At 58.1% G+C, this 20,510-nt stretch carries 15 protein-coding genes; 3 read left to right on the forward strand and 12 right to left on the reverse strand.

The features are described from left to right. The first annotated feature begins 135 nt into the window (after window positions 1–135). Window positions 136–618: a pantetheine-phosphate adenylyltransferase gene (gene coaD / locus K334_RS13880; RefSeq protein ID WP_021590852.1), complete on the forward strand. Its 483-nt coding sequence runs from the start codon at window positions 136–138 to the stop codon at window positions 616–618. An 80-nt stretch (window positions 619–698) separates the two neighbouring features. Next, window positions 699–1,112: an rRNA maturation RNase YbeY gene (gene ybeY, locus K334_RS0110035; RefSeq protein ID WP_021590775.1), complete on the forward strand. Its 414-nt coding sequence runs from the start codon at window positions 699–701 to the stop codon at window positions 1,110–1,112. 1,323 nt (window positions 1,113–2,435) lie between these two features. Here the strand turns inward: ybeY and K334_RS0110040 are convergent. The 8 genes from K334_RS0110040 to K334_RS0110075 all read right to left on the reverse strand — a co-directional run bounded on the left by K334_RS0110040 (window position 2,436) and on the right by K334_RS0110075 (window position 13,789). Beyond that, a complete protein-coding gene (locus K334_RS0110040) occupies window positions 2,436–3,890 on the reverse strand; it encodes a S41 family peptidase (RefSeq protein WP_373277824.1) in 1,455 nt (484 codons plus the stop codon). A gap of 254 nt (window positions 3,891–4,144) precedes the next feature. Then, window positions 4,145–6,115, reverse strand: a complete 1,971-nt coding sequence (locus K334_RS0110045) for a DNA topoisomerase IV subunit B (protein ID WP_021590872.1) — start codon at window positions 6,113–6,115, stop codon at window positions 4,145–4,147. An 11-nt stretch (window positions 6,116–6,126) separates the two neighbouring features. Continuing rightward, window positions 6,127–7,272, reverse strand: a complete 1,146-nt coding sequence (locus K334_RS0110050; RefSeq protein ID WP_021590774.1) for a hypothetical protein — start codon at window positions 7,270–7,272, stop codon at window positions 6,127–6,129. 169 nt (window positions 7,273–7,441) lie between these two features. Next, window positions 7,442–7,930, reverse strand: a complete 489-nt coding sequence (locus K334_RS0110055; RefSeq protein WP_021590766.1) for a ferritin — start codon at window positions 7,928–7,930, stop codon at window positions 7,442–7,444. 56 nt (window positions 7,931–7,986) lie between these two features. Then, window positions 7,987–8,955: a tRNA dihydrouridine synthase DusB gene (gene dusB / locus K334_RS0110060; RefSeq protein WP_025882294.1), complete on the reverse strand. Its 969-nt coding sequence runs from the start codon at window positions 8,953–8,955 to the stop codon at window positions 7,987–7,989. A 50-nt stretch (window positions 8,956–9,005) separates the two neighbouring features. Then, window positions 9,006–10,238 carry a THUMP-like domain-containing protein gene (locus K334_RS0110065; protein WP_027444908.1) on the reverse strand — a complete coding sequence of 411 codons (1,233 nt, stop codon included), beginning with the start codon at window positions 10,236–10,238 and terminating at the stop codon, window positions 9,006–9,008. 25 nt (window positions 10,239–10,263) lie between these two features. Further along, window positions 10,264–13,197 carry an RNA polymerase sigma-70 factor gene (locus K334_RS0110070; protein WP_081658082.1) on the reverse strand — a complete coding sequence of 978 codons (2,934 nt, stop codon included), beginning with the start codon at window positions 13,195–13,197 and terminating at the stop codon, window positions 10,264–10,266. Between the two features lie 175 nt (window positions 13,198–13,372). Beyond that, window positions 13,373–13,789 carry a hypothetical protein gene (locus K334_RS0110075; protein ID WP_025882382.1) on the reverse strand — a complete coding sequence of 139 codons (417 nt, stop codon included), beginning with the start codon at window positions 13,787–13,789 and terminating at the stop codon, window positions 13,373–13,375. Between the two features lie 198 nt (window positions 13,790–13,987). Between K334_RS0110075 and K334_RS13885 the strand changes: the two genes are divergently transcribed. Beyond that, entirely contained in the window at window positions 13,988–14,257 is a 270-nt protein-coding gene (locus K334_RS13885) for a hypothetical protein (protein WP_036890291.1), read from the forward strand. Window positions 14,258–14,809: 552 nt separating this feature from the next. Here K334_RS13885 and K334_RS13890 read toward each other — a convergent pair. From K334_RS13890 to K334_RS0110105, 4 genes are all read right to left on the reverse strand, one after another. Next, entirely contained in the window at window positions 14,810–15,616 is an 807-nt protein-coding gene (locus K334_RS13890) for a FecR family protein (protein ID WP_051218727.1), read from the reverse strand. A gap of 11 nt (window positions 15,617–15,627) precedes the next feature. Then, a complete protein-coding gene (locus tag K334_RS0110095) occupies window positions 15,628–16,575 on the reverse strand; it encodes a hypothetical protein (protein ID WP_025882326.1) in 948 nt (315 codons plus the stop codon). After that, window positions 16,572–17,543, reverse strand: coding sequence for a DUF4249 domain-containing protein (locus K334_RS13895; protein WP_081658083.1), 972 nt, complete (start codon window positions 17,541–17,543; stop codon window positions 16,572–16,574). Before K334_RS13895 ends, K334_RS0110095 begins: the two co-directional genes overlap by 4 nt. A 95-nt stretch (window positions 17,544–17,638) precedes the next feature. Then, window positions 17,639–20,269: a TonB-dependent receptor gene (locus K334_RS0110105; protein WP_027444910.1), complete on the reverse strand. Its 2,631-nt coding sequence runs from the start codon at window positions 20,267–20,269 to the stop codon at window positions 17,639–17,641. Window positions 20,270–20,510: the final 241 nt, after the last annotated feature.

A 20,510-nucleotide genomic window follows, 5' to 3' on the forward strand; every position in this document is an offset into this window, starting at 1 on the left:
GCAATGACAAGACCACTCAACAACCCTTTTGTCATCTACGGTTATAAGGGTGCCGACAATCTTTTGACCGATGAAATCGCAAAAACAACGGCCCATTCGTTGCGCCTGTTATAATAATTTGCTACTTTTGCACGCATGAGAACAGCCATCTTCGTGGGTAGTTTCGACCCCTTCACCGTGGGCCACGACTCCATCGTGAGGCGTGCGCTGCCGCTTTTCGACCGCCTCGTCATCGGCGTGGGCGTCAATGTGGACAAACACTACATGTGGCCGGCCGACGAACGGGTGGCCGCCATCCGCCGCCGCTATGCCGCCGAGAAGGCCATCGAGGTGAAGACCTACGACGACCTGACCGTCGACTTCGCCCGCCGGGAGGGCGCCCGCTTCGTGGTGAGGGGCGTGCGCAGCGTCAAGGACTTCGAGTATGAGCGCGACATGGCCGACGCCAACCGCGCCCTCGGTGGCCTGGAGACCATCCTGCTCTACGCCGAACCCGAACTGGCCTACGTCAGTTCGTCGCTCATGAGGGAGCTGGAGAGGTTTGGAAAGGGGGAAAACCTACCCCGGCCCTCCCAAAGGGAGGGGGCACTCTCTGAAGATAAGACGGAAAAAGATTAATATTAGATAAAAAAGCCCCGTCTCTTGACTTTCTCAAGTCAGTACACCCTCCCTTTGGGAGGGCTGGGGTAGGTTACCACATGATCACTTACAACGTAGACGGCGTGAAGATGCCGAAAATCAAGAAGCGTGAGACCACGGCCTGGATCAGGCGGGTGGCGGCTTCACACGGCCGCAAGGTCGGCGAAATAGGCTACATGTTTGTAGACGACGCAAAGATTCTGGAAGTGAACAACGAGTATCTCGGCCACGATTACTACACCGACATCATCACCTTCGACTACGATGAGGGCGATGTGCTCAACGGCGACCTCGTCATCTCGCTCGACACCGTGCGCAGCAACGCCCTGCAACTGGGCAAGGACTTCGACGAAGAGCTGCACCGCGTCATCATCCACGGCATTCTCCACCTGTGCGGTATCAACGACAAAGGCCCCGGTGAGCGTGAAATCATGGAGGCGAACGAGAACAAGGCCCTGGCCATGAGAGGGTGAACGGCCCCACCACAATCCTCCTCCAATGCCCCACAACCATTGCTTTCCCTCGCTTCGCGAAAGCGGCCTCTTTGCCCTTCAAAGACACGGCGATTGCTTGCCAAAAAACACCTTTTTCGCCCTTCAACCCAAGTTGGTTCATTCAGATTTGAAATGCAAATCTTGATTCCAAATTGGTTCATTAAGCATTTAAAATGTACATCTTTATCCCAAATCGGCCATTGAAATATGGTCATGGTGCATTGCGCATTCTATCGTCTGTACTCTGCCTGCAACCGCCCTGGCGGTTGGTTCTTTTGAAGAGCAGGGTTGTGAGCGCAGCGAGCTACCCTGTTTGGGACGTGCCGGCAAGAAACTAGGCTGAAGGTCTTAGTCTTTTTAAGTTTGTGGTGGGATGTTGTCGGGTGTAATGGCTGGGCCGTCGGAGTTGCAATGGATTTTGAAGCATGCAAAGGGACGAACAAAAAGGGCGAATATGATGGGCATGGTTGTGGGTGGCTGCCCATCCGTGGCGGGCGGGCAGGCTCGCGTGCCGGTACCCGAGGCTTTCCTGCGGGTGTTGAAGCCGGCGGCTTCACCTCTCCGTAACCCCCGGTCATGCCGCAGGATGACCGGGGGAGGCGTGCCCGCCATCCATCCGTCGACCCTGGAGGGGTCGTCCACGGTCATCACGGCTGTCTTTGGGCGACCCTTCCAGGGTCGATTTACGCCTGGTCTTTTATCCCCTGGTCACTCCGCTTCGCAGAGATGACCAGGGGTTACTGAGCGATGAAGCCTCCGGCTTCACCTCCTGCGCAGCCCGTGACAGGAATTTCCTTATGCCCAATCGATGTATAGGGACATGGTCATGGTGCATTGCGCCTGCAACCGCATGTGCTGTTACTAATGACCGATTTGGGTTTAAATGTAAAAAGACCAAGACCTTCGGCCTAGATTTCTGCGTCATAGAGCAGACAGGGTAGCTCGCTGCGCTCGCAACCCTGTCCTACAAAAGGGCCAACTGCTACGCAGTAGCTGGCCCTCATGGACGCGCTAGCTGGTCCTCATGGACTCTGTAGCTACTGCCTATGGACTCTGTGGCTGACACATCCTCTTGTTGGCGGATGAAAGCGGTCTTTTCATCCTGCAAAAGGACAGCGACAGGCGGATGAAAGCAGTTCTTTCACCCTACAAACGGATAGCGACAGGCCGATGAAAGCAGTCCTTTCACCCTGCAAAAGGACAGCGACAGGCCGATGAAAGCAGCCTTTTCATCCTGCAAAAGGACAGCGACAGGCGGATGAAAGCAGGCCTTTGGGCGGCGCGTTGCGGGCCTTTTGTGCGCTAAAAGAGCGTCAATGCCTTCTTGACGATGGCGTTGCGCTCGTTGATGATGTGGAAGTATTCGCTCATGTCCCACAGGTCGCGGGCCACGAGGGCCTTGAGTTGCGCGCGCAAGGCGGGCATGGTGGCCTTGAGTTCGGCGTCGTCCTTGGGCTTGACGTTCTGTTTGGCGGCCTCGGCCACAATGCCGTCAATGAGACTCTGGGGCGGGTTGAAGTCGCTCAGGAACGCTTCGAAGGTGGGATAACGCCTCTTGAGCTCCTTGCGGTGGGCGTCCACGTAGGTGAGGTTGGCGTTGATGATGAAGCTGCGGGCCAGGAGCTGGCGATGGAAGCGCGTGGTGGCCGTGGTGTCGAGCGGCACGAAATGGTCGGGCATGACGCCACCGCCGCCATACACCGTGCGGTGGAGGCGCAGCGTCTGGTATTTCAGCGAGTCGGCGAAGTGGATGCTGTCGGCGCTGTAGAGCTCGCCATGCTCGAAACGCTTCTCGATGTCCATGGCGTAGTCCAGGTTTTCGCCTTTCTTGTAGGGCTTCTGGATGCAGCGGCCCGACGGCGTGTAGTAGTGGGCGATGGTGAGGCGGATCATGCTGCCGTCGCTGAACTCGATGGGACGCTGCACAAGCCCCTTGCCGAACGAGCGGCGTCCCACCACCAGGCCGCGGTCTTGGTCTTGGAGCGCGCCCGTCACGATTTCCGCGGCCGAAGCGCTGTACTCATTGATGAGCACGACCACCTTTCCGTCGAGCAACCGCCCCGTGCCGTCGGCCTTGTAGTCCTGTCGTTCGGTGCGCAATCCTCGCGTATAGACGATGAGGTCGTTCTTCTTCAGGAACTCGTTGGCGATGCGGACGGCTGCGATGAGATAGCCTCCGCCGTTCTCCTGGAGGTCGAGCATGAGGTCGTGCATGCCCTGTTTCTTCAGCGTGTTCACCGCTTCCATGAACTCGTCGTAGGTAGTTGCGCCGAAACTGCCGACGCGGATGTAGCCCACTTGCGGGCGAATCATGTAGTAGGCGTCGATGGTTTTCACGGGAATCTTGTCGCGGGTGACCGTGAAGACGAGCTTGTCCTTGATTCCCCGGCGCACGATGGTGAGCTTCACCCTGGTGGCCCGAGGGCCGCGCAGCCGCTTCATGATTTCCTCTTTCGACATCTTCACGCCGGCGATGGCCGTGTCGTTGACGGCGATGATGCGGTCGCCGGCCAGGATTCCGACCTTCTCCGACGGGCCTTTCAGCACCGGTTGGATCACGAGCAGCGTGTCCTGCACCATGTTGAACTGCACGCCGATACCGTCGAACGACCCTTGCAGCGGCTCGTTCATGGCCTTGGTCTCCTTGGCGGTGGAGTAGGCGGAGTGCGGATCGAGCTTTTCGAGCATGCCCCGAATGCCGTCCTCCACGAGTTTCTGCTCATCCACCTGGTCTACATACAGGCTTTTGATGGCCATTTCGGCTATCTGCAACTTGCGGGCGGGGTTGTTGCCGTCGCCCAAGTCGATGACTTGTGCGTGGAAAGGTAAAAAGATAAAAAGGTAAAAGGGTAAAAAGATGAACCCTTTCCATATACGGTTGATACTCCGGGGGCTTATTCTTTGTTGATAGTTTGATTTCATTGCTGATTCTCTTTCTCTGTTTTTATTGATAATGTTGGCCAATGTGCCTATGATGATGCGGGCGTCAGCCTTTTTACTCTTTTACCTTTTTACCTTTCCTCTTCTTCCGGAATGTCCTCTTCAATCACCAGGTTGTCGATGATGAAGTTCTGGCGTTCCATCGTGTTCTTGCCCATGTAGTATTCCAGCAGCTTCTGCACCTGGTCGGTCTTGTGGAGTGTCACCTGTTCCAGGCGGATGTCAGGCCCGATGAAGTGCACGAACTCGTCGGGGCTGATCTCGCCGAGGCCCTTGAAGCGCGTGATTTCGGGGTCGGGGCCCAGTTCCTTGATGGCCTGTTGCCGCTCTTCGTCGCTGTAGCAGTAGCGCGTGATGAAGTCGTTCTTCTTCTCTTTCCTGCCCATCTGCTCGTCGGCCTTGGCTATGGCCTGCTTGTTTTTCATCTTCGTCCGCTTGTTGCGCACGCGGAAGAGCGGCGTCTGCAACACGTAGACGTGGCCCTTCTTGATGAGTTCGGGGAAGAATTGCAGGAAGAAAGTGATGATGAGCAGGCGGATGTGCATGCCGTCGACGTCGGCGTCAGTGGCCACGATGACCTTGTTGTAGCGCAACGAGTCGAGTCCGTCCTCGATGTCGAGTGCCGCCTGCAGCAGATTGAACTCCTCGTTCTCGTACACCACCTTCTTGGTGAGGCCGAAGGAGTTGAGCGGTTTGCCGCGCAGGGAGAACACCGCCTGCGTGTTCACGTCGCGGCTCTTGGTAATGCTGCCGCTGGCTGAGTCGCCCTCGGTGATAAAAATGGCACTTTCTTCCTTGCGGTCGTTCTTCGCGTCGCAGAAGTGGATGCGGCAGTCGCGCAGCTTCCGGTTGTGCAGGTTGGCCTTCTTGGCCCGTTCCCGCGCCAGTTTCGTCACGCCGGCCATGGCCTTTCGCTCCCTTTCGGTCTCCTTGATCTTGTTCTCCAGCACCTCCGCCACGTCGGTGTGGATGTGCAGGTAGTTGTCGACGTTCTGCTTGATGAAGTCGCCCACGTACTTGTTGATACTCTCCCCGTCGGGCGCCATCTGCGTGGAGCCAAGCTTTATCTTCGTCTGCGACTCGAAAACAGGCTCCTCCACGTTGATGGCGATGGCCGCCACCAGCCCGTTGCGGATGTCGCCATACTCGTATTTGCCGTAGAACTCCTTGATGGTCTTGGCGATGTGCTCCTTGAACGCGCTCTGATGGGTGCCGCCCTGCGTGGTGTGCTGGCCGTTCACGAAGCTGTGGTACTCCTCGCCATACTGGTTGGTGTGGGTGAAGGCTATCTCGATGTCGTCCCCTTGCATGTGGACGATGGGGTAGAGGCCGTCGTTGGTCATGTTGTCGCTCAGCAAGTCCTCCAATCCGTTGCGGCTGCGGATGCGCCGTCCGTTGTACATGATGGTCAGTCCGCTGTTCAGATAGGTGTAGTTGCGCAGCATTGTCTCAACGATGTCGTCGTGGAAGCGGTAGTTCTTGAACAGCGTCGCGTCGGGTTCGAAGTGGATGTACGTGCCGTTCTCGTCGCTTGAGGCCTCTGTCGTGTCGGCTTTCAGCTGTCCCTTCTCGAACTGCAGGCGGCGCACCTTGCCCTCGCGATACGACATCACCTCGAAGCGTGCGCTCAAAGCGTTGACGGCTTTCACGCCGACGCCGTTCAGTCCGACGCTCTTCTTGAACGCCTTGGAGTCGTACTTGCCGCCCGTGTTGAGCACGCTCACGGCCTCCACGAGCTTCCCCTGCGGTATGCCGCGGCCGTAGTCGCGCACGCTGACTTGCAGATTGTCGGTCACGTCCACCTCGATGCGGTCGCCCGACTTCATCTTGAACTCGTCGATCGAGTTGTCGACGACCTCCTTCAGCAGCACGTAGACACCATCCTCGGGCAGCGATCCGTCGCCCAAACGGCCGATATACATGCCCGGTCGTGTGCGGACATGCTCCATGTCCGACAGGTGGCGGATGTTTTCGTCGGTGTATTCGGGTGTTGCGGTTGGTGTTGTCGAGGTGTCGGGATGAACGGTTTCTATTTGGCTCATGATGATTCTGCTTAAATAAACTTCTTATAACACTTGCGGCGCTTGTGCAAATGGGTGTCGAAAGCTTCCCATTGGCTCTGCACGTTGGCGTTGGACTCCATCTCCACCTGCGTCTCCCCCCACTTGATTCCGTGCGCGTTGTAGCGCGGAATGAGGTCGTAGAACAGCAGGACGTTGGCCCCCTTGGCCCTGTATTCGGGCAGGAAGCCGACGAGAAGCAGGTCGACGCCTTCCGTCTTGCGGCACTTGAGGGCCCGGATGACGTGCCACCAACCGAAGGGCAGCAGTCTTCCACGCCTGCATTTCTGCAAGGCCAGGGAGAGCGAAGGCATGGTAATGCCGATACCGGCCAGCCTGTTGTCGGCCCCGGCGTCCTCGATCACCGTGATGAGGTCGAGGTCGAGCAGCTTGAAGTACATGTCGATGTACTGCTCCACCTGCCGGTCGGTCAGTTCACTGTAGCCGTAGAGGTCTTTGTAGGTGTCGTTGATGAGCTGGAAGATGCGTTTGCCGTAGCCCCGTTCGAAGATGTCGCGCTTCGTGAGCTTCTTCACCCGCAGGTTGTAACGCTTCTGTATCATGTCCGCGAGCTTCTCGTAGCGGGCCGGCAACGCTTCGGGCACCATCACCTTGAACTCCACGTAGCGGTTGTCCACGTCGTAGCCCTCCATGGCTTCGATGTGTTCGGGGTAATAGGGGTAGTTGTAGAGGGTGGGCATGGTTCCCAGCTGGTCGAATCCCCACGTGAGCATTCCTTCGGGGTCCATGTCCGTGAAGCCCAGCGGCCCCACCACTTCGGTCATCCCCCGCTTGCGGCCGAAGTCCTCGACCGCCTTCAACAATGCTGCCGACACCTTGCGGTCGTCCACGAAGTCGATCCATCCGAAGCGCACCGACTTCCGTCCCCACCGCTTGTTGGCCTTGTGGTTGATGATGGCGGCCACGCGCCCGACAAGTTTACCCTTTTTATAAGCCAAGTAGTATTCGGCCTCGCAGAAGTCGAACGCCGCGTTCTTGTCGCGGCTGAGCGTGTTCATGTCGTCGCTGAACAGCGTCGGAACGTCGTAGGCGTTGCCCTCGTATAAGTCGTAATGGAAGTCTATGAAAGTCTTGAGATCATGGCGTGTCTCCACTTTCCTTATTTCAACAAAAGACATCTTCTAATTCTTTTTAATGCTTTTAAAACGTGCAAATATACTCATTTTCAAGTAGAAAGCCAAACAACGAGCGGTTTTTAGCATTTAAAAGGCGGGCCGACGGCACAAGAATGCCGCCGGCCCGCCGCCTTTCTGTTTCGTCACGGGGGGCAAACGCTCCCGTCGGTCGTCACTCCGGACGCGTTCCGAGGATGTCGTCGATGTTGGCCACGGTGTGTCCGTCGCGATGGCGGAAGAGGTTCAGGATGTCGCGCACGCTGCGTTCTTCCTCCACCTGCTCGTCCACATACTTGTCGCAGAAGTTGGCTGCGGCCCGGTCTTTCTGCTCGTCGGCCACTTCGGCCAGCTTGTCGATGAGCGAAGAGATGAGCTGTTCGTGCGCCATCGTGGCCTCGAACACCTCCTTCGGGCTGCCCCACTCCGTGGGAACGGCCTCGATGGCGGTCAGTTTCACCTCGCCGCCGCGGTTGAGAACGAAGTCGGCCATGTCCATGGCGTGCCGTTTCTCCTCATCACTCTGCTTGGCCATCCAGGTGGCGAAACCCTTCCAGCCTTCCTTGCGGAACCAGAATGCCATCTGCAGGTAGAGATTGGAGGAGTAAAGTTCCTGACTGATCTGCGCGTTGAACGCGTCTTGCATCGTTTTGTTGATATTCATAATCGCTTGTTTTTATGTTTTGCAAGAATAGCTCTTGCGGCTTTTGCTCTGTTTGCTCACTGCCGGCACAGCAACGCGCGGGTCTGTTCGAGGATGTCGGTGAGTTCTTCGACGGTCGTGGCCCGCAACATGGCGATGCGGGTCTGGCGGAAGTCGGGGATTCCCTTGAACACCGGACTGGCCGCCAGGTGGCGGCGGGTGTGCAGAATGCCGCGGTATTCGTCGATGCGCTCTACGTTGATGCGCAGCTGCTCCTCCAGCACGTCGATTTTCTCGTCCGTCGTCAGCGGCTCGCCGTCCTCCCGCATCTCGCGGAATATCCACGGACGGCCGAAAGTGGCCCTTCCCACCATCACGGCGTCCACGCCATAGTGCTCGAAAGCCGTGCGGGCTTCTGCGCCCGAGGTGATGTCGCCGTTGCCGATGATGGGAATATGGATGCGGGGGTTGCCCTTCACCGTGCCAATCAGCGACCAGTCGGCCTCACCGGTGTACATCTGGCTGCGGGTGCGGCCATGTATCGTGAGCGCCTGAATGCCACAATCTTGAAGCTGTTCGGCCAGCGTCGTGATGATGAGATGGTCGCTGTCCCAGCCCAGTCGGGTCTTCACCGTCACGGGAACGTTGACCGCCTTCACCACCGCCCGCGTGATGTCGAGCATGAGGGGCACGTTCTTCAGCATGCCGGAGCCGGCTCCCTTGCCCGCCACCTTCTTCACGGGACAGCCGAAATTCAGGTCGATGACGTCGGGCCGTGCCTCTTCCACACGCTTGGCGGCCTCCACCATGTCCTCCACCGTGCGGCCGTAGATCTGTATGCCCACGGGGCGTTCCTCGTCGCAGATGGTCAGTTTGTTGACCGTGGCCTGGATGTTGCGCACCAAGGCCTCGGCCGACACGAACTCGGTGTAGACCATGGCCGCGCCGAAACGCTTGCAGAGCATGCGGAATCCGATGTCGGTGACGTCCTCCATGGGGGCCAGCAGCAGGGGGCGGTGGCCCAAATCAATCTTTCCTATCTTCATACTAACCGCAAAGTTACGTATTTTTTGGGAACATTCTCAGCCTTCGGCCGCTATACTTTCTGCCCAATGAGCAATAAATGGTGGCCTTCGGCGTCGGTAGTAGCATATATATAGTGGTCGCCGCCGTCCTTTAATTTCAGTTTGCGGCGCAGTTCTTCCACCGTCATCGGGAAGTTTCTCACGGCCAGGTTGGCCTTGTCAATGCACGCAAGGGCCTGCCGCAGCTCCTTCTGGTTGAAGGACGAGACGGCCGAAAGCCTGAACGTGCGGCCGGGGAAGCCCTCGACGGGCTTTTCCGAAAGGAAGAGATGGGAGTTGGGGGCCAGCTGCCGCAATCCGAAGGCTCGTTCCAGTTCGGCGAAGCAGCCCGCCTTCATGATGGAGGCGGAAGGGAGGAGGAGGAAGGACCCACCCCGGCCCTCCCAAAGGGAGGGTGTACTGACTGACGCATCGAACACTTTGAACAGGCTGCACCCGTTTCTGCCGGTAGGTACTCCCCTCCTTGGGAGGGGTTGGGGGAGGTAGTCCCATTCCTTTCCGTCATCCACGCAGTGCAACCGCGGCCCGCCCGCATATCCCGGCTGCACCATCAGCAACAGTTCCTTGCATTCGCCGTCCACCGCCACGATGAACACGTCGGTCACGGCGCCCACATCCTCCACTGCCTTGTGCCAGTCGAGCATGGGCGACAGCTTGAGCAGCAGCCGGCGGGCCTTCCGCACGAGCAGGGGGCGCAGCGCGATGACGTCGGGCACGCAGTCGGCGATGGCGAAGGTGCGGCCGCCATGGCTGTCGCGGCGGGCCGGGTCGATGAAGACGAGGTCGGCGGGAGCCATCCGCTCCAGGTATTCCGTACTGTCGGCGCAGACCACTTCGGCTTGCGTCAGCCCCAGCAACGCCAGGTTGTGGCGGGCGATGGCGCAGAGCTTTTCCTGCCGTTCCACGTAGACGGCCTTGTCGAAGCCGCGCGCCAGATAGGAGAAGTCCACGCCGAAGCCGCCCGTGAGGTCTGCCAACAGCCTCCGCTCGGGGCACAACCGCGCCACGATGTCGGCCTTCAGCTGTGCCGTCGCCTCGCTGGAGCACTGTTCCATCGACAGGTGCGGCGGATAGATCAGTCCTTCCCGCGCCGCCCATGCGGGCAACTTGCGGCGCGCCGTCTGCCAGCCGCGTATCTGGTCGAGCGCGAACGGCAGGTCCACCTCGGGATACTTATCCTGAAGAAAGGCCAACCGACGCACGTCGTCATGACGATATTGCTTGATAAATTCCTGTGTTGTCATACCTTACATGCTGTTTTCATAAATGCTACAACTGATAGGAAAGCCCCAGTTTCACCTCAAAAGTGCGGGCTCTTACATCATGATAATAGCGGTAATGAGTCTTGCGGCCGAAGAAGGCACCGCCGGCTTCCAACTGTAACCCACGCGCCAGATTGATATTGAACGCCGGATTCAGCACCAGCAGCGCGGCATAACCTCGGTCGCCCTGGGCGTTGAGGTAGAGTGGGTCGACCGTCGCGAGGTTCCGTTGCTCGTAACCTTTCCATGTGAAGATGCGGTAGTAGTCGAAGTTGATGACGAAATGGCCCATGCGCGGGAACTCCATCAGCGTGTTCATCTTGACACTGTAGCCCGACCCCATGTTGTAGTCGCGGTCGATGACGTTGTAGTAGTCGCTCTTGGTGCCGCCGAGCAGGATTCCGCTGACGAAGACGCGCTGCTCCAGCCGCGACACGTTGGCCACCTGCGGAAAGCGGTAGATGACGCCGGGGCCCACCGAGGCGGCCTCGCTGATGCGGTAGGGCGTGAGCGACGTGCCGTCCTTCACGGGTTTGGAGTCGTAGTAGTTGAAGTGTTGGAACAGTCCGAACTCCATCAGATAGCCGTTGCGTGGCTCGAAGAAGCGTCCCCACAGCCTTCCGAGCAGGTGGACGCCGTTGACCGCGGGCTGGTTGGCCGAGAGACTGAACGTCACGTTGGCCGTGAAATAGTCGTAGGGGCGGTTGGTCGATGCCTTGAAGACGTCGCCGTATTCCATCAGCAGGCCCACGTAGGGATTGCTCTCGCCCCGGAAGAGTCCGCCGTTGTCGGCCAGGTAGCGGTTGCCGAAGGTCAGGGTGAAGTCCACGGGGATGGCCTTGTGGTCGTGGTAGAGGTGGTTTGACCGCCTCACGCGCCAGGCGTCGCCGTTCATCAGGCGCACCACGCCCTGCATGGGGTTGATGACCGTGGCCAGAAACTCTCGTGCGAAGCGGCGAAAGCCACGGCTGCGGTCGTCGAGCACGAGGGCCGACACGCGGTGGGTCACTTCGCCGATGCAGATTCCACCCACCGTCGTTGCCATGAGGTCGTTGACGGCGGGCGGCTCCGTCTCGCCCAACATCTCCCACATCAGGCTGCCGCCCAGGGCGTAGGGCGCGCTCTGCCAGAAGTCGAGGCCGCGGCTGCGCGCGCTGTTGAAGTAGAGATTGCCGTGGTAGGGATGGGCGAAGAGGTTGGTGGAGAAGTTGTCGTTGTCCCACACGAAGCCGTGGCGCCAGTTTCGGGCCATGCTCCTGAACGTCACTCGGGCGTAGTCGGCCTGCAGCGCGAAGCGGTCGAAGGCGTGCACCAGCAGGTTGATGCCCGTGGCCTGTAGCGCGGCCTGCCAGGGATGAGGCTCCAGGTAGTCGGCGTCGGCGAAGCGATAGAGGTTGCCCATGCCCGTGGTGTCGCGGGGCTGGGCCAGCGCGGAGGGCCTCGACAGCCGTCGGCGGCCCAGGTGGTTGTGGTAGTTGACGGTCAGACCGGCCTGCACGATCCAGCCGTGGCGGTATTCCCTGCCGCCGTAGTGACGCGTGTCGCCGTAGCCGAGAGACGCGAACGCGCCCGCCGCACGGCAGAAACGGTAGTCCAGGTTCAGGTGTCCTTGCAGCGAAAAGAGGCGTTGCGGGTGGGTGCTGCTGCGTTCCTCGAAAGTCTCCACGTGATAGTAGCCCACGTCGCCGCTCACGCTCCAGCGGGGCGAGAGGTCCACATAGCGGCCCAGTCGGTAGAAGATCGTGCCCGAGAACTTCCTGTCCAGCCCCATGTAGTGGGTTCCTGCGCCGAGAATGCTGTAGCCGCTGCGGTTGCGGTAGCGCACAGCGAAGTTGAGTTTCGACGTCGTTCCGGCGAAGGCCATGAAGTCGATGCGGGTGTTGGGGTTGATGTTGACGAGTCCGAGCTTGTGGGCCGTGGTGTCGCGGCTGACATTGAGCACGCCCACCTGCCAACCGCGGGGGTAGCGCAACGCCACATTGATAAGTCCTATCTGCGAACCGTTAAGCTGTTCGGTGAAGTTGTAGGCGCTCACCTGTACGCCACGCATAAAGCCCGCGCTGACATTGGCCGCCACCGACAGTTGCACGCCACGCTTCACGCCCATGGCAATATTGGTCAGACCGGCCAGTTGCAAGCCTTCCAAAGGTTTTCGGCTCAGATTGGTAAGTCCCGACAGCTGCATTCCTTGCACGCGGGTGGCGCTGTTGATAAGCAGGGCACCCTGCAAACCTTGCATCAGTCGGTGCGTGCCGGCACTGATCAGACCGATGTTCGCGCCCCGCAGCGTGTCGGTATTGGCAAAAATGCCCACGTTGACCGCCCTCGTCCGGGTAGAATCGGCATTGTCGTGCCCCACGCCCACGGCTATATTCATCGATCGAAGTGCTGTCGTCGTCTGTGCTCGCAACGCCAACAGGGACAGCGTCATGAATGTCATCAGCAAGACAAGCCGCCGAACGACCATGCCCGCGTCAGACCGCAGCAGCCGATTGAGCTTCTGCATGGCCTTGGCCACTTGATGTTCCACGGTGCGCTCCGATATATTCAGCTCTGCCCCAATCTCTTTATAGTGCATACCGTCGCGCTTGCTCATGAGAAACACTTGACGGCACCGCTCGGGCAGCCTGTCAATGGCTTCCCAGAGCCGCGCCTCGTCCTCCGAGCGGCGTTGGGCCTCGTCGTCGCTGATGACGCCTTCGAGGTCGTGCGGCTCCATGTCGACCATGTCGAGCCGTGCCCGCCGCAGATGGTCGATGCAACGGTTGCGCACGGCGGTGTAGAGAAAGGCTCGGGGGTTGCGCGGCTCGTGCTGCCACAGGCTGACGAAGCACTCCTGCACGATGTCCTCCGCCGCGTCGGCAGCCCCCACATAATGCAAGGCATAGAGACAAAGCGGACGATAATGATGAGCGAATAATTCCTTGATATCAAGCTGCATAACGCGTTGTTTCAGGCCACAAAGGTAAAGGAAAAACGTCAGTTGGGGATAAGTTTTTCCTAAATCTTGCACTTTCAATATGTAGGGAATGCCTCTTTTTTTTAGAAGTTACTACCCATAAAAAAAGTAGGAACGCATCGTTCATGCATCCCTACCTTTTTATTTGATATGATTTTTATTTATCAACAAATTGAATCTTTGTGTCCAGTTTGCTAATCTTAGCCTTGAGCTGAGCAATCTTCTTTTCTAACTTTTTTACACCTTTCAGGCTCTTATCTAACTTCTTGTTGATTTTTTTCGCCTCTTTCAGTTTCTTAATAGTATCCTTTGCGTCCTTTACAGTGCTTGAAGGATTGGATGCCGTAAAATCTGTTGTAACCGCGTTGGCTTCAGCATTAACGCTGGCAGCCTTACTAATAAGCGCGCTATGTTCAAGTTTCTTTTGCTCACATTCGAGCTGGAGGTTGTTCAATTTGGCTGTTAATTCGAGCACTTTCTGCTGTTCCTTTAAATCCTTAACAGCCGTTGCGTCCTGAGCAAAGCCGGCAACTACGGATAAAATCATTATCCCAATCAAAAATAATCTTTTCATTCTTAAAACTAATTTAGAGTCATTAAATGCGAAATATACAATCTCTTTGATATGTTATTTTCGGTTTATCGGGTGCAAAGTTATACATTATTCCCGAATAAAAACAAAAAAAAGAAAGATTTCCGTAAAACTTATGATCGCTTCTTTCCCATTCAAAACGAGTAAGTTACAACTATAAAAGATACGAAAAGAGGCTTCATGGGCAAGGAGGAACGTGAGGGGCGTTTAAGAGAAACGTGTTTTTTGTTTGAGCGGAACGTGATGAATCACGCCCCTACGGCTCACGCCATCACATTTAAAAACACTAAAATTACGAGCCACGGCTGGCGCATGGCGACTGATTTGTGGCATAAAAATGTAAAAATCCTGTCGCAAAAACGGGCGATAAAAATGCTTCAATTAGAACGAAAAACAAATATGAAATGGCGATTTTTACGCTTGCGTGTGGTCGTTTTGGGCTTTTTTTGAAGTCAAAACATAGCTTTGAGGTTGCAAAAGCTATGCTTTGACAATCGTCTTCTCCACACCCCGATAGCCGATTATATAGCTTTGAGGTTGCAAAAGCTATGCTTTGACAATCTAAAAGCAGCCATTTTACCATGTCAAAGCTATGCTTTCGGCGGGTAAAAGGGCTGCTTTCAGGTGGTTTTGATTGATGTTTCAGCGGATTTTTGATGCGCAAGGATATCACTATACAACACAAATCACTGATAATCAGACGTTTATCTATTTAATTACAACTACCCAAATGCTTGGCTTATTTGCGACAAAAAATTTCTTGACGCAAAAGAAATGAGCGGTTTGTACGAGATTTTCACAGTAAACGAAAGCCCACCCCGGCCCTCCCAAAGGGAGGGTGAACTAACTAACAGATTATGAAGAAAGTTAACCAAATCAAAATTAGGAATATAAACAGATAAGCATGGAAGCTAACCAAATCAAAATTAGGGATATAAACAAATAAGCATGGAAGCTAACCAAAACCAAAATTAGGGATATAATTAGCTTTCTCAAGTTAGTTCACCCTCCCTTTGGGAGGGCCGGGGTGGGCTTCCCACTTTGGCCGGAAAGGGCTTCTATTTCCACGTCCATGGCCTGCTCTATCACCTTGAGCAAGGTCTCCAGCGAGTCGGCGGAGAAGTCGCCGGTGAGCAGGCGGTCGGGCTCCGTGGTGCGCAACGGCACGCCATAGTAGGCTTCGAGGTCGGCGAGCGCGCGGCGCAGGGGCGTGCGGTCGAAGTGGAAGCGATGGGTGGCCCAGGCCGCATGGTTGGTGTTGGGCTTCTCCAGCAGGCGGGGGAGCGGTTCGCCGTGCCTCAATACGGCCTCCATGCCTTCGCGCAGGTCGATTCTCCGATGGCCCTTGGCGTCGCCGAAGCGCACGGAACCCTCGGTGACGAGCACGCGCGTATGCCGTTCTTCCTCGACAATCTCGAAGCAGGTGCCCAGGTCGTCGACGAAATAGCGGTCGTCCACGACGGTGAACGGGCGGCGGTCGTCGTGGCGCACCTCGAAGTAGACGCGGCCCGTCATGGCGAGTCGGCGGTCGTAGACGCCCCGCCACGAGAGGGTGGCGCCGGGCGCGAGCACCACGCGGGTGCTGTCGTCCAGCAAAAAGGTGCGGGCCACGGTGCCGGCCGACAGCGTGGTGAGCCGAAGGGCAAGCCACCAATAGGCGCCGAAGGCCACCAGGGTCGCGACACCGGCGGCAGCCCACACGGGCCACAGCCGACGGCGGACGTGCAACGATTGGCTGCGGGCGAACCGCTCGTAGCCTTTCCGGGGGTCGAAACGGCCGGGCCGGTAGTGGTGTAGTACGAATTTCATGGTTGTTGAAGTTAGTGGAGGGCTTCCGTTGCGGGCCACTCCGTGATAGGTTTCTTTACTTCCAGTTCAATGGTGTTGTCGTTTTTCACCACTTGCGTGATGTCGCGAATGGCAGAAAAGACGCCGTCAATCTCCGTATTTATACGCTGAATCTGAAAACGAGGTCTTTTGTAGACATCGCTATACAGGTTTTCATTGTAATTCACAATAATCTCGAAGCGATGGTCGTCGAAGGGGAAGAGCCGGCTGTCGAACGTGAAGCGCGGACTGTTGTTGTTCAGATGGTTGTAGCCGTCGTTTCCGCACAGCACGTCGGCCCCCATGAGCAGCGTCACCTTGCTGTAGGTGTCGTCGAGGGGGGTGGCGTCCATGCTGATGAAGCGGCCCTGGGTCTCGGCCATTCCCCAGATTCCGCCCCCGTTGACGTTCACGCTGAGCCGGCAGGGATTGTCCTTGGGAATCAGGTCGGTGCGCACGCGGGGCAGAATCAGCCTGAACTTCAGCTCGGGTGCGTAGTGGCGCAGGAGCACGTAGTCGCGCGTGCAGAGGAAGGTGGCCACGGAGTCGTCCGTGTTCACGCCGTTGTACAGATAGTGTCGGGTGATTTTCATCCGCGTGCCGACCATCTCCACGGCGTTGATCGAGTGTATATAGAGGCTTCTGCTGCCGTTGACGACGACCTCCACGGGGTGTTCTGTCGCCGCGAAACGGATGCAACGGCGGTCGCGGAACGTCTCCAGGGTGAACGGCACGGGGCTGTTGTCGTTGCGGTTGATGACGCTCACCTGCGTGCGGTCGGTCAGATTGGTGTCCAGCGAGTCGACGAAGAGGATGCGCAAGTCGCGGAACGAGATGGTCTCCGCCATGTCCGGCGAGAGCCTGGGGTCGGGGTCGTCGCCGCCGCAGGCCGTGAGGAGCAGGGCCGGAAGCAGCAACAGCGGAAAGAGAATGCGTTTCATTGTCCTTGATTGAGTTTGTTCCAGGAAGTGAGTTGGCGGGAATAGCCCCCTACATAGCCGATACCGCCCTTCACGTTGCTGTAGGTGGGCGCGATGACGGCCAGCCCCACCTTCGCCAGGTCGCTGTTGTCGGCGTCGCTGATGGACTTGAGGAAGTGGTAGTACTCGGGCGTCAGGCGGTAGAGCTCCACGGCCGTGGGCATGGTGCGGCTGTAGTAGGGGATGTTGAGCCGCAGCGTGTAGGTCTGTCCGTTGATGAGTCGGTCGTCGAAGAGGTACATGTGCTGGTAAGGCGTGTCGTCGAAGCCGAAGTCGTAGTCGATGTTCGAGAGGTTCTTCAGCACGGGTTCGCTGTCGCTGTGGATGGTGGCGTAGCTGTAGGTGGTCACCGGCCGCGTGTCGTAGAAGCCCCAGTCGGCCCCATACCACACGTTCTTGTTGGCTTCGGACAGGTTCACGGCCCTCACGGCGTAGTAGTCGCGGCTGTCGCCCGGCTCGGTGAAGGTGACGCGGAGCTGCAACTCGTTCTGCACGGTCTCGTCGTAGGAGTCGTAGATGCGTATCTCCTCGCTCGTGAAGTCGCTTATCGTCACGGGCAGGGGGATGCGGGTGGAGGCCGAGACGCTGCCGAAGCCTTTGGCGCCGACGCCTATTTCCACCTCGTCGCCGCCCTTCTGCCGGGCCACGACGCGGTAGTTGCCGTCGCCCAGGTTCTCCACCGTCTGCCGTTGGCCGTTGAGGCGGTAGTCGATGACGGCGTCGGTCACGGGCGGACTGGCCTTCTTGCTGCCCACGGGCAGGCTGCTCGTCACGCGGATGAGCGTCGTGTCGCCGGCCGCCGGCATGCTGTAGACCACCAGTTTGCTCGCGTAATTCAGCTGGTCGACGTTGAAATTGTCGTGACAACCCGAAAGAAGGAGGGCCGACAATAAAGCCATAAGTCCGTATTTGCTTGTCTTTTTCATCATTCTTGTTTTTCGTTTTTCGTTATCCGGGCGGTGATGCCGCCCGCTGCACCTGACTTCTCATTGACACCTGTCGCCTTTCACCCGGCCCGCATCGCCTAAAACTTGATCGTATACCTGAACGACGGGATGATGGGGATGAAGCCCTTGGCCTTGGCCCTGACGCGGCCGGTCGCCTCGTTGTACTTCATGTCGACGAACAGCGTGTTGAAATGGCAGTAGGCGTTGTATATGCTCCAGTTCCAGATGCGTTCGTGGCCGCGCTTGGTCTTGTGATGGATGTCGAATCCCAGGTCGAGGCGGTGGTAGGCGGGCAGCACGACGTTGTTGGGACGCTCGTAGACGAAGCCCTGCGAATGGCCTTCGCCCAGGTCGGGCATGTCGGCATACTGCGTGGGGGCCGTCATGCGGTTGCCCGTGCGGTAGATCCAGCCGGCATAGAAGTGCGTGCCCTTCGACAGTTGGCAGCGCATCGTGACGTTGAACTTGTGCCGGTTGTCGAACTTGTCGTAGAACCATTCGGGAAAGAAGTCGTCGAAGCGGCGGCGGTTCCACGACAGCGTGTAGGCGGCGTCCACCTTCAGCCGCTTGCCCTGGTAGTGGGCGTCGGCCTCCAGGCCGTAGAAGCGGCCCCGTCCCTCGGAGACCTTCGTGTCCCAGTCGTCTGCCGGCGGCTCCAGGCCCAGCCAGTTGGCGTATTGCAGCAGGTGGTTGGACTGCTTGTAGTAGCCCTCCAGCGACAGCAGCCACCGACGGGCGGGCTGATAGTAGGCGCCCACGGCCAACTGGTTGCTGTGCATGGGGTGCAGCCGTTCGGTGGTGGGCACCCAATAGTCGGTGGGCAGGTCGATGTAGGAGTTGGAAATCTTGTGCACGAACTGCGTCATGGTGGTGTAGCTGGCCTTGAAAGAGAGTTTCGGGCCGACCTGATACTTCACCGCCACGCGCGGGTCGGCGCGGAAGAACCGCTTGCGGCGCGTGTCGAAGAGCGACAGGTTGGCCCCGAAGTCGACGCTCCAATGGTCGTCGAGCGTCCATTCGTCCTCCACGTAGGCGTTCAGTTCGAGCGTGCCGTGGTGGTTCTTGCCCTGCTGTTTCAGCGTGTCGGCCTTCTCGTCGGAGCCGAAATAGGTGAGCGAAGCGTAGGTCTGGGGCCGGAACCAGTGGTAGGTGAGGTCGTGGCCGAAGCGCAGATGGTGGCTCGGCAGCGGCCGGTAGTCGAAGGCCATGCGGTAGCCCAGGTCGTTGATGGTCGAGTGGTAGCCGTGTTCGGAGTGCGACACGGTGGAGCTTCCTGCGCTCTTGTAGGTGTAGTCGTCGAGCGTGTGGAAGCGCGAATGGTTGTAGGTGTACACGCCCGTGAAGTTGGCGAACAGCTTCGGTGAGAAGATGTAGTTCCAATCGAGGGCCATGTTGAAGTTTCCCCAGTTGAAACGGTTTTCAAGCAGGTCGCGGTCGGTCGTTTCGCTGCCGCCCCATTTGTCCTCACTCTTCGTCAGGAGATAGTCGCGGCCCCAGTAGGTGCTGAGCGAAAGCCGCGAACGGTCGCTGAAGACATGGACGATCTTGGCGTTGAGGTCGTGGAAGTTGTAGTTGAGGCGGAGCTTGTAGTCGTCGTTCGAGCGGTTGACGATGGCGAAGATGGGCGTCGTGAGCAGGTCGAGCCACGAGCGGCGCATGCCGAAGTTGAAGCTGGTCTTGCCCCGCCGGATGGGCCCTTCGAGCTGAAGGCTGCCGTCGAGCAGTCCGATGCGGTAGCTGCCGTGGTAGTGTTGCAGGTCGCCGTCGGCCGTGCGCACGTCCATCACGCTCGACAGGCGGCCGCCGTAGCGGGCCGGAAAGCCGCTCTTGTAGAAGTCGACGTTCTTCACCACGTCGGCGTTGAACGAGGAGAAGAGGCCCATCGTGTGGTTGATCTGGTAGAGCGGCGTGCCGTCGAGCAGAAAAAGGTTCTCGTCGTTGTTGCCGCCGTGCACGTAGAGGCCGCTGGCAAGCTCCACTCCCTCGGCCACGCCGCTGGTGCGCTGCACCGTCTTCACCACGTCGGGCGACGAAAGCAGCGAAAATTCGGTCTTGATGTCCTTCTGCGAGAAAGTGCGCTTGCCCGTCTGCGTGTTGAGCAGGGGCGAGTTCATGTCGCCCGTGACGACCACCTCGGCCAGGTTGTTGCGCTCCCGCAGGCCGACGTTCATGCGGCGGTCGGCCGTGAGGTCGATGGTCTCCTCGTGTTCCTCGAACCCCAGGTAGGAGAGGCGCAGCCGGTGCCGGCCCTCGGGCAGGGTGATGGAATAGAAGCCGTATTCGTTGGTGGTCGTTCCCTGGCGGGTGGTCAGGTCGTAGACCGTGGCATTGATGAGCGACTCGCCGCCGCTGTCCTTCACGTAGCCGCTCACGGTGAACCGCCGCTGGCGTGCGGGGTTCTCCGTGGGCTTCGCGGCCGGCAGCCCGGACTTCTCCTGCTTCAGGATGACGTAGCGTCCTTCGCGGCTCCAGCCGATGCCGGTGCCCTGGAAGAGCGTCGCCAGCGCCTTCTCGAGCGTCAGCCCCCGCAGCGTCGGGCCGTGGTAGGGCTGCTTCACGTCGATGGCGGCGTCGTAGACGAAATCCACATGGTGGGTGGCATGGAGCCACTCCATCTGCTTTTGCAGGCTGCCCTCCGGCGCCTTGGCCCGCAGCGTTGCCGTGGAGAGCAAGAGGCTGCACAAAAACATCATGATTCTGGTTTGCATATAAATACTCGACTGTGTCACTATCCCTATGACGGAAGGTCGTGGAAAATCCCCCATGGGCAAGAGTTGGTTCATGATAAAACAAATCATAAACCCAAATCATTGGCAAGTCTGCTCACATTGGGCAAACGTCTCGGCAAATGACGGCAGATTTGCCGAGGCTTGAGAAATCGTCACGTCAAAACGGATGTTGAATGCGCGACGAGAGAAACCGTCACGTCAAAACAGATGTTAAATGCGC

The sequence above is a fragment of the Segatella baroniae DSM 16972 = JCM 13447 genome (genome assembly GCF_000426585.1).
Taxonomy (GTDB): domain Bacteria; phylum Bacteroidota; class Bacteroidia; order Bacteroidales; family Bacteroidaceae; genus Prevotella; species Prevotella baroniae.

Coding starts and splice junctions, on each gene's coding strand:
- coaD (WP_021590852.1), top strand. CDS start 136: ATGAGAACAGCCATCTTCGTGGGTAGTTTCGACCCCTTCACCGTGGGC.
- ybeY (WP_021590775.1), top strand. CDS start 699: ATGATCACTTACAACGTAGACGGCGTGAAGATGCCGAAAATCAAGAAG.
- K334_RS0110040 (WP_373277824.1), bottom strand. CDS start 3,890: ATGGCCATCAAAAGCCTGTATGTAGACCAGGTGGATGAGCAGAAACTC.
- K334_RS0110045 (WP_021590872.1), bottom strand. CDS start 6,115: ATGAGCCAAATAGAAACCGTTCATCCCGACACCTCGACAACACCAACC.
- K334_RS0110050 (WP_021590774.1), bottom strand. CDS start 7,272: ATGTCTTTTGTTGAAATAAGGAAAGTGGAGACACGCCATGATCTCAAG.
- K334_RS0110055 (WP_021590766.1), bottom strand. CDS start 7,930: ATGAATATCAACAAAACGATGCAAGACGCGTTCAACGCGCAGATCAGT.
- dusB (WP_025882294.1), bottom strand. CDS start 8,955: ATGAAGATAGGAAAGATTGATTTGGGCCACCGCCCCCTGCTGCTGGCC.
- K334_RS0110065 (WP_027444908.1), bottom strand. CDS start 10,238: ATGACAACACAGGAATTTATCAAGCAATATCGTCATGACGACGTGCGT.
- K334_RS0110070 (WP_081658082.1), bottom strand. CDS start 13,197: ATGCAGCTTGATATCAAGGAATTATTCGCTCATCATTATCGTCCGCTT.
- K334_RS0110075 (WP_025882382.1), bottom strand. CDS start 13,789: ATGAAAAGATTATTTTTGATTGGGATAATGATTTTATCCGTAGTTGCC.
- K334_RS13885 (WP_036890291.1), top strand. CDS start 13,988: ATGGGCAAGGAGGAACGTGAGGGGCGTTTAAGAGAAACGTGTTTTTTG.
- K334_RS13890 (WP_051218727.1), bottom strand. CDS start 15,616: ATGAAATTCGTACTACACCACTACCGGCCCGGCCGTTTCGACCCCCGG.
- K334_RS0110095 (WP_025882326.1), bottom strand. CDS start 16,575: ATGAAACGCATTCTCTTTCCGCTGTTGCTGCTTCCGGCCCTGCTCCTC.
- K334_RS13895 (WP_081658083.1), bottom strand. CDS start 17,543: ATGATGAAAAAGACAAGCAAATACGGACTTATGGCTTTATTGTCGGCC.
- K334_RS0110105 (WP_027444910.1), bottom strand. CDS start 20,269: ATGCAAACCAGAATCATGATGTTTTTGTGCAGCCTCTTGCTCTCCACG.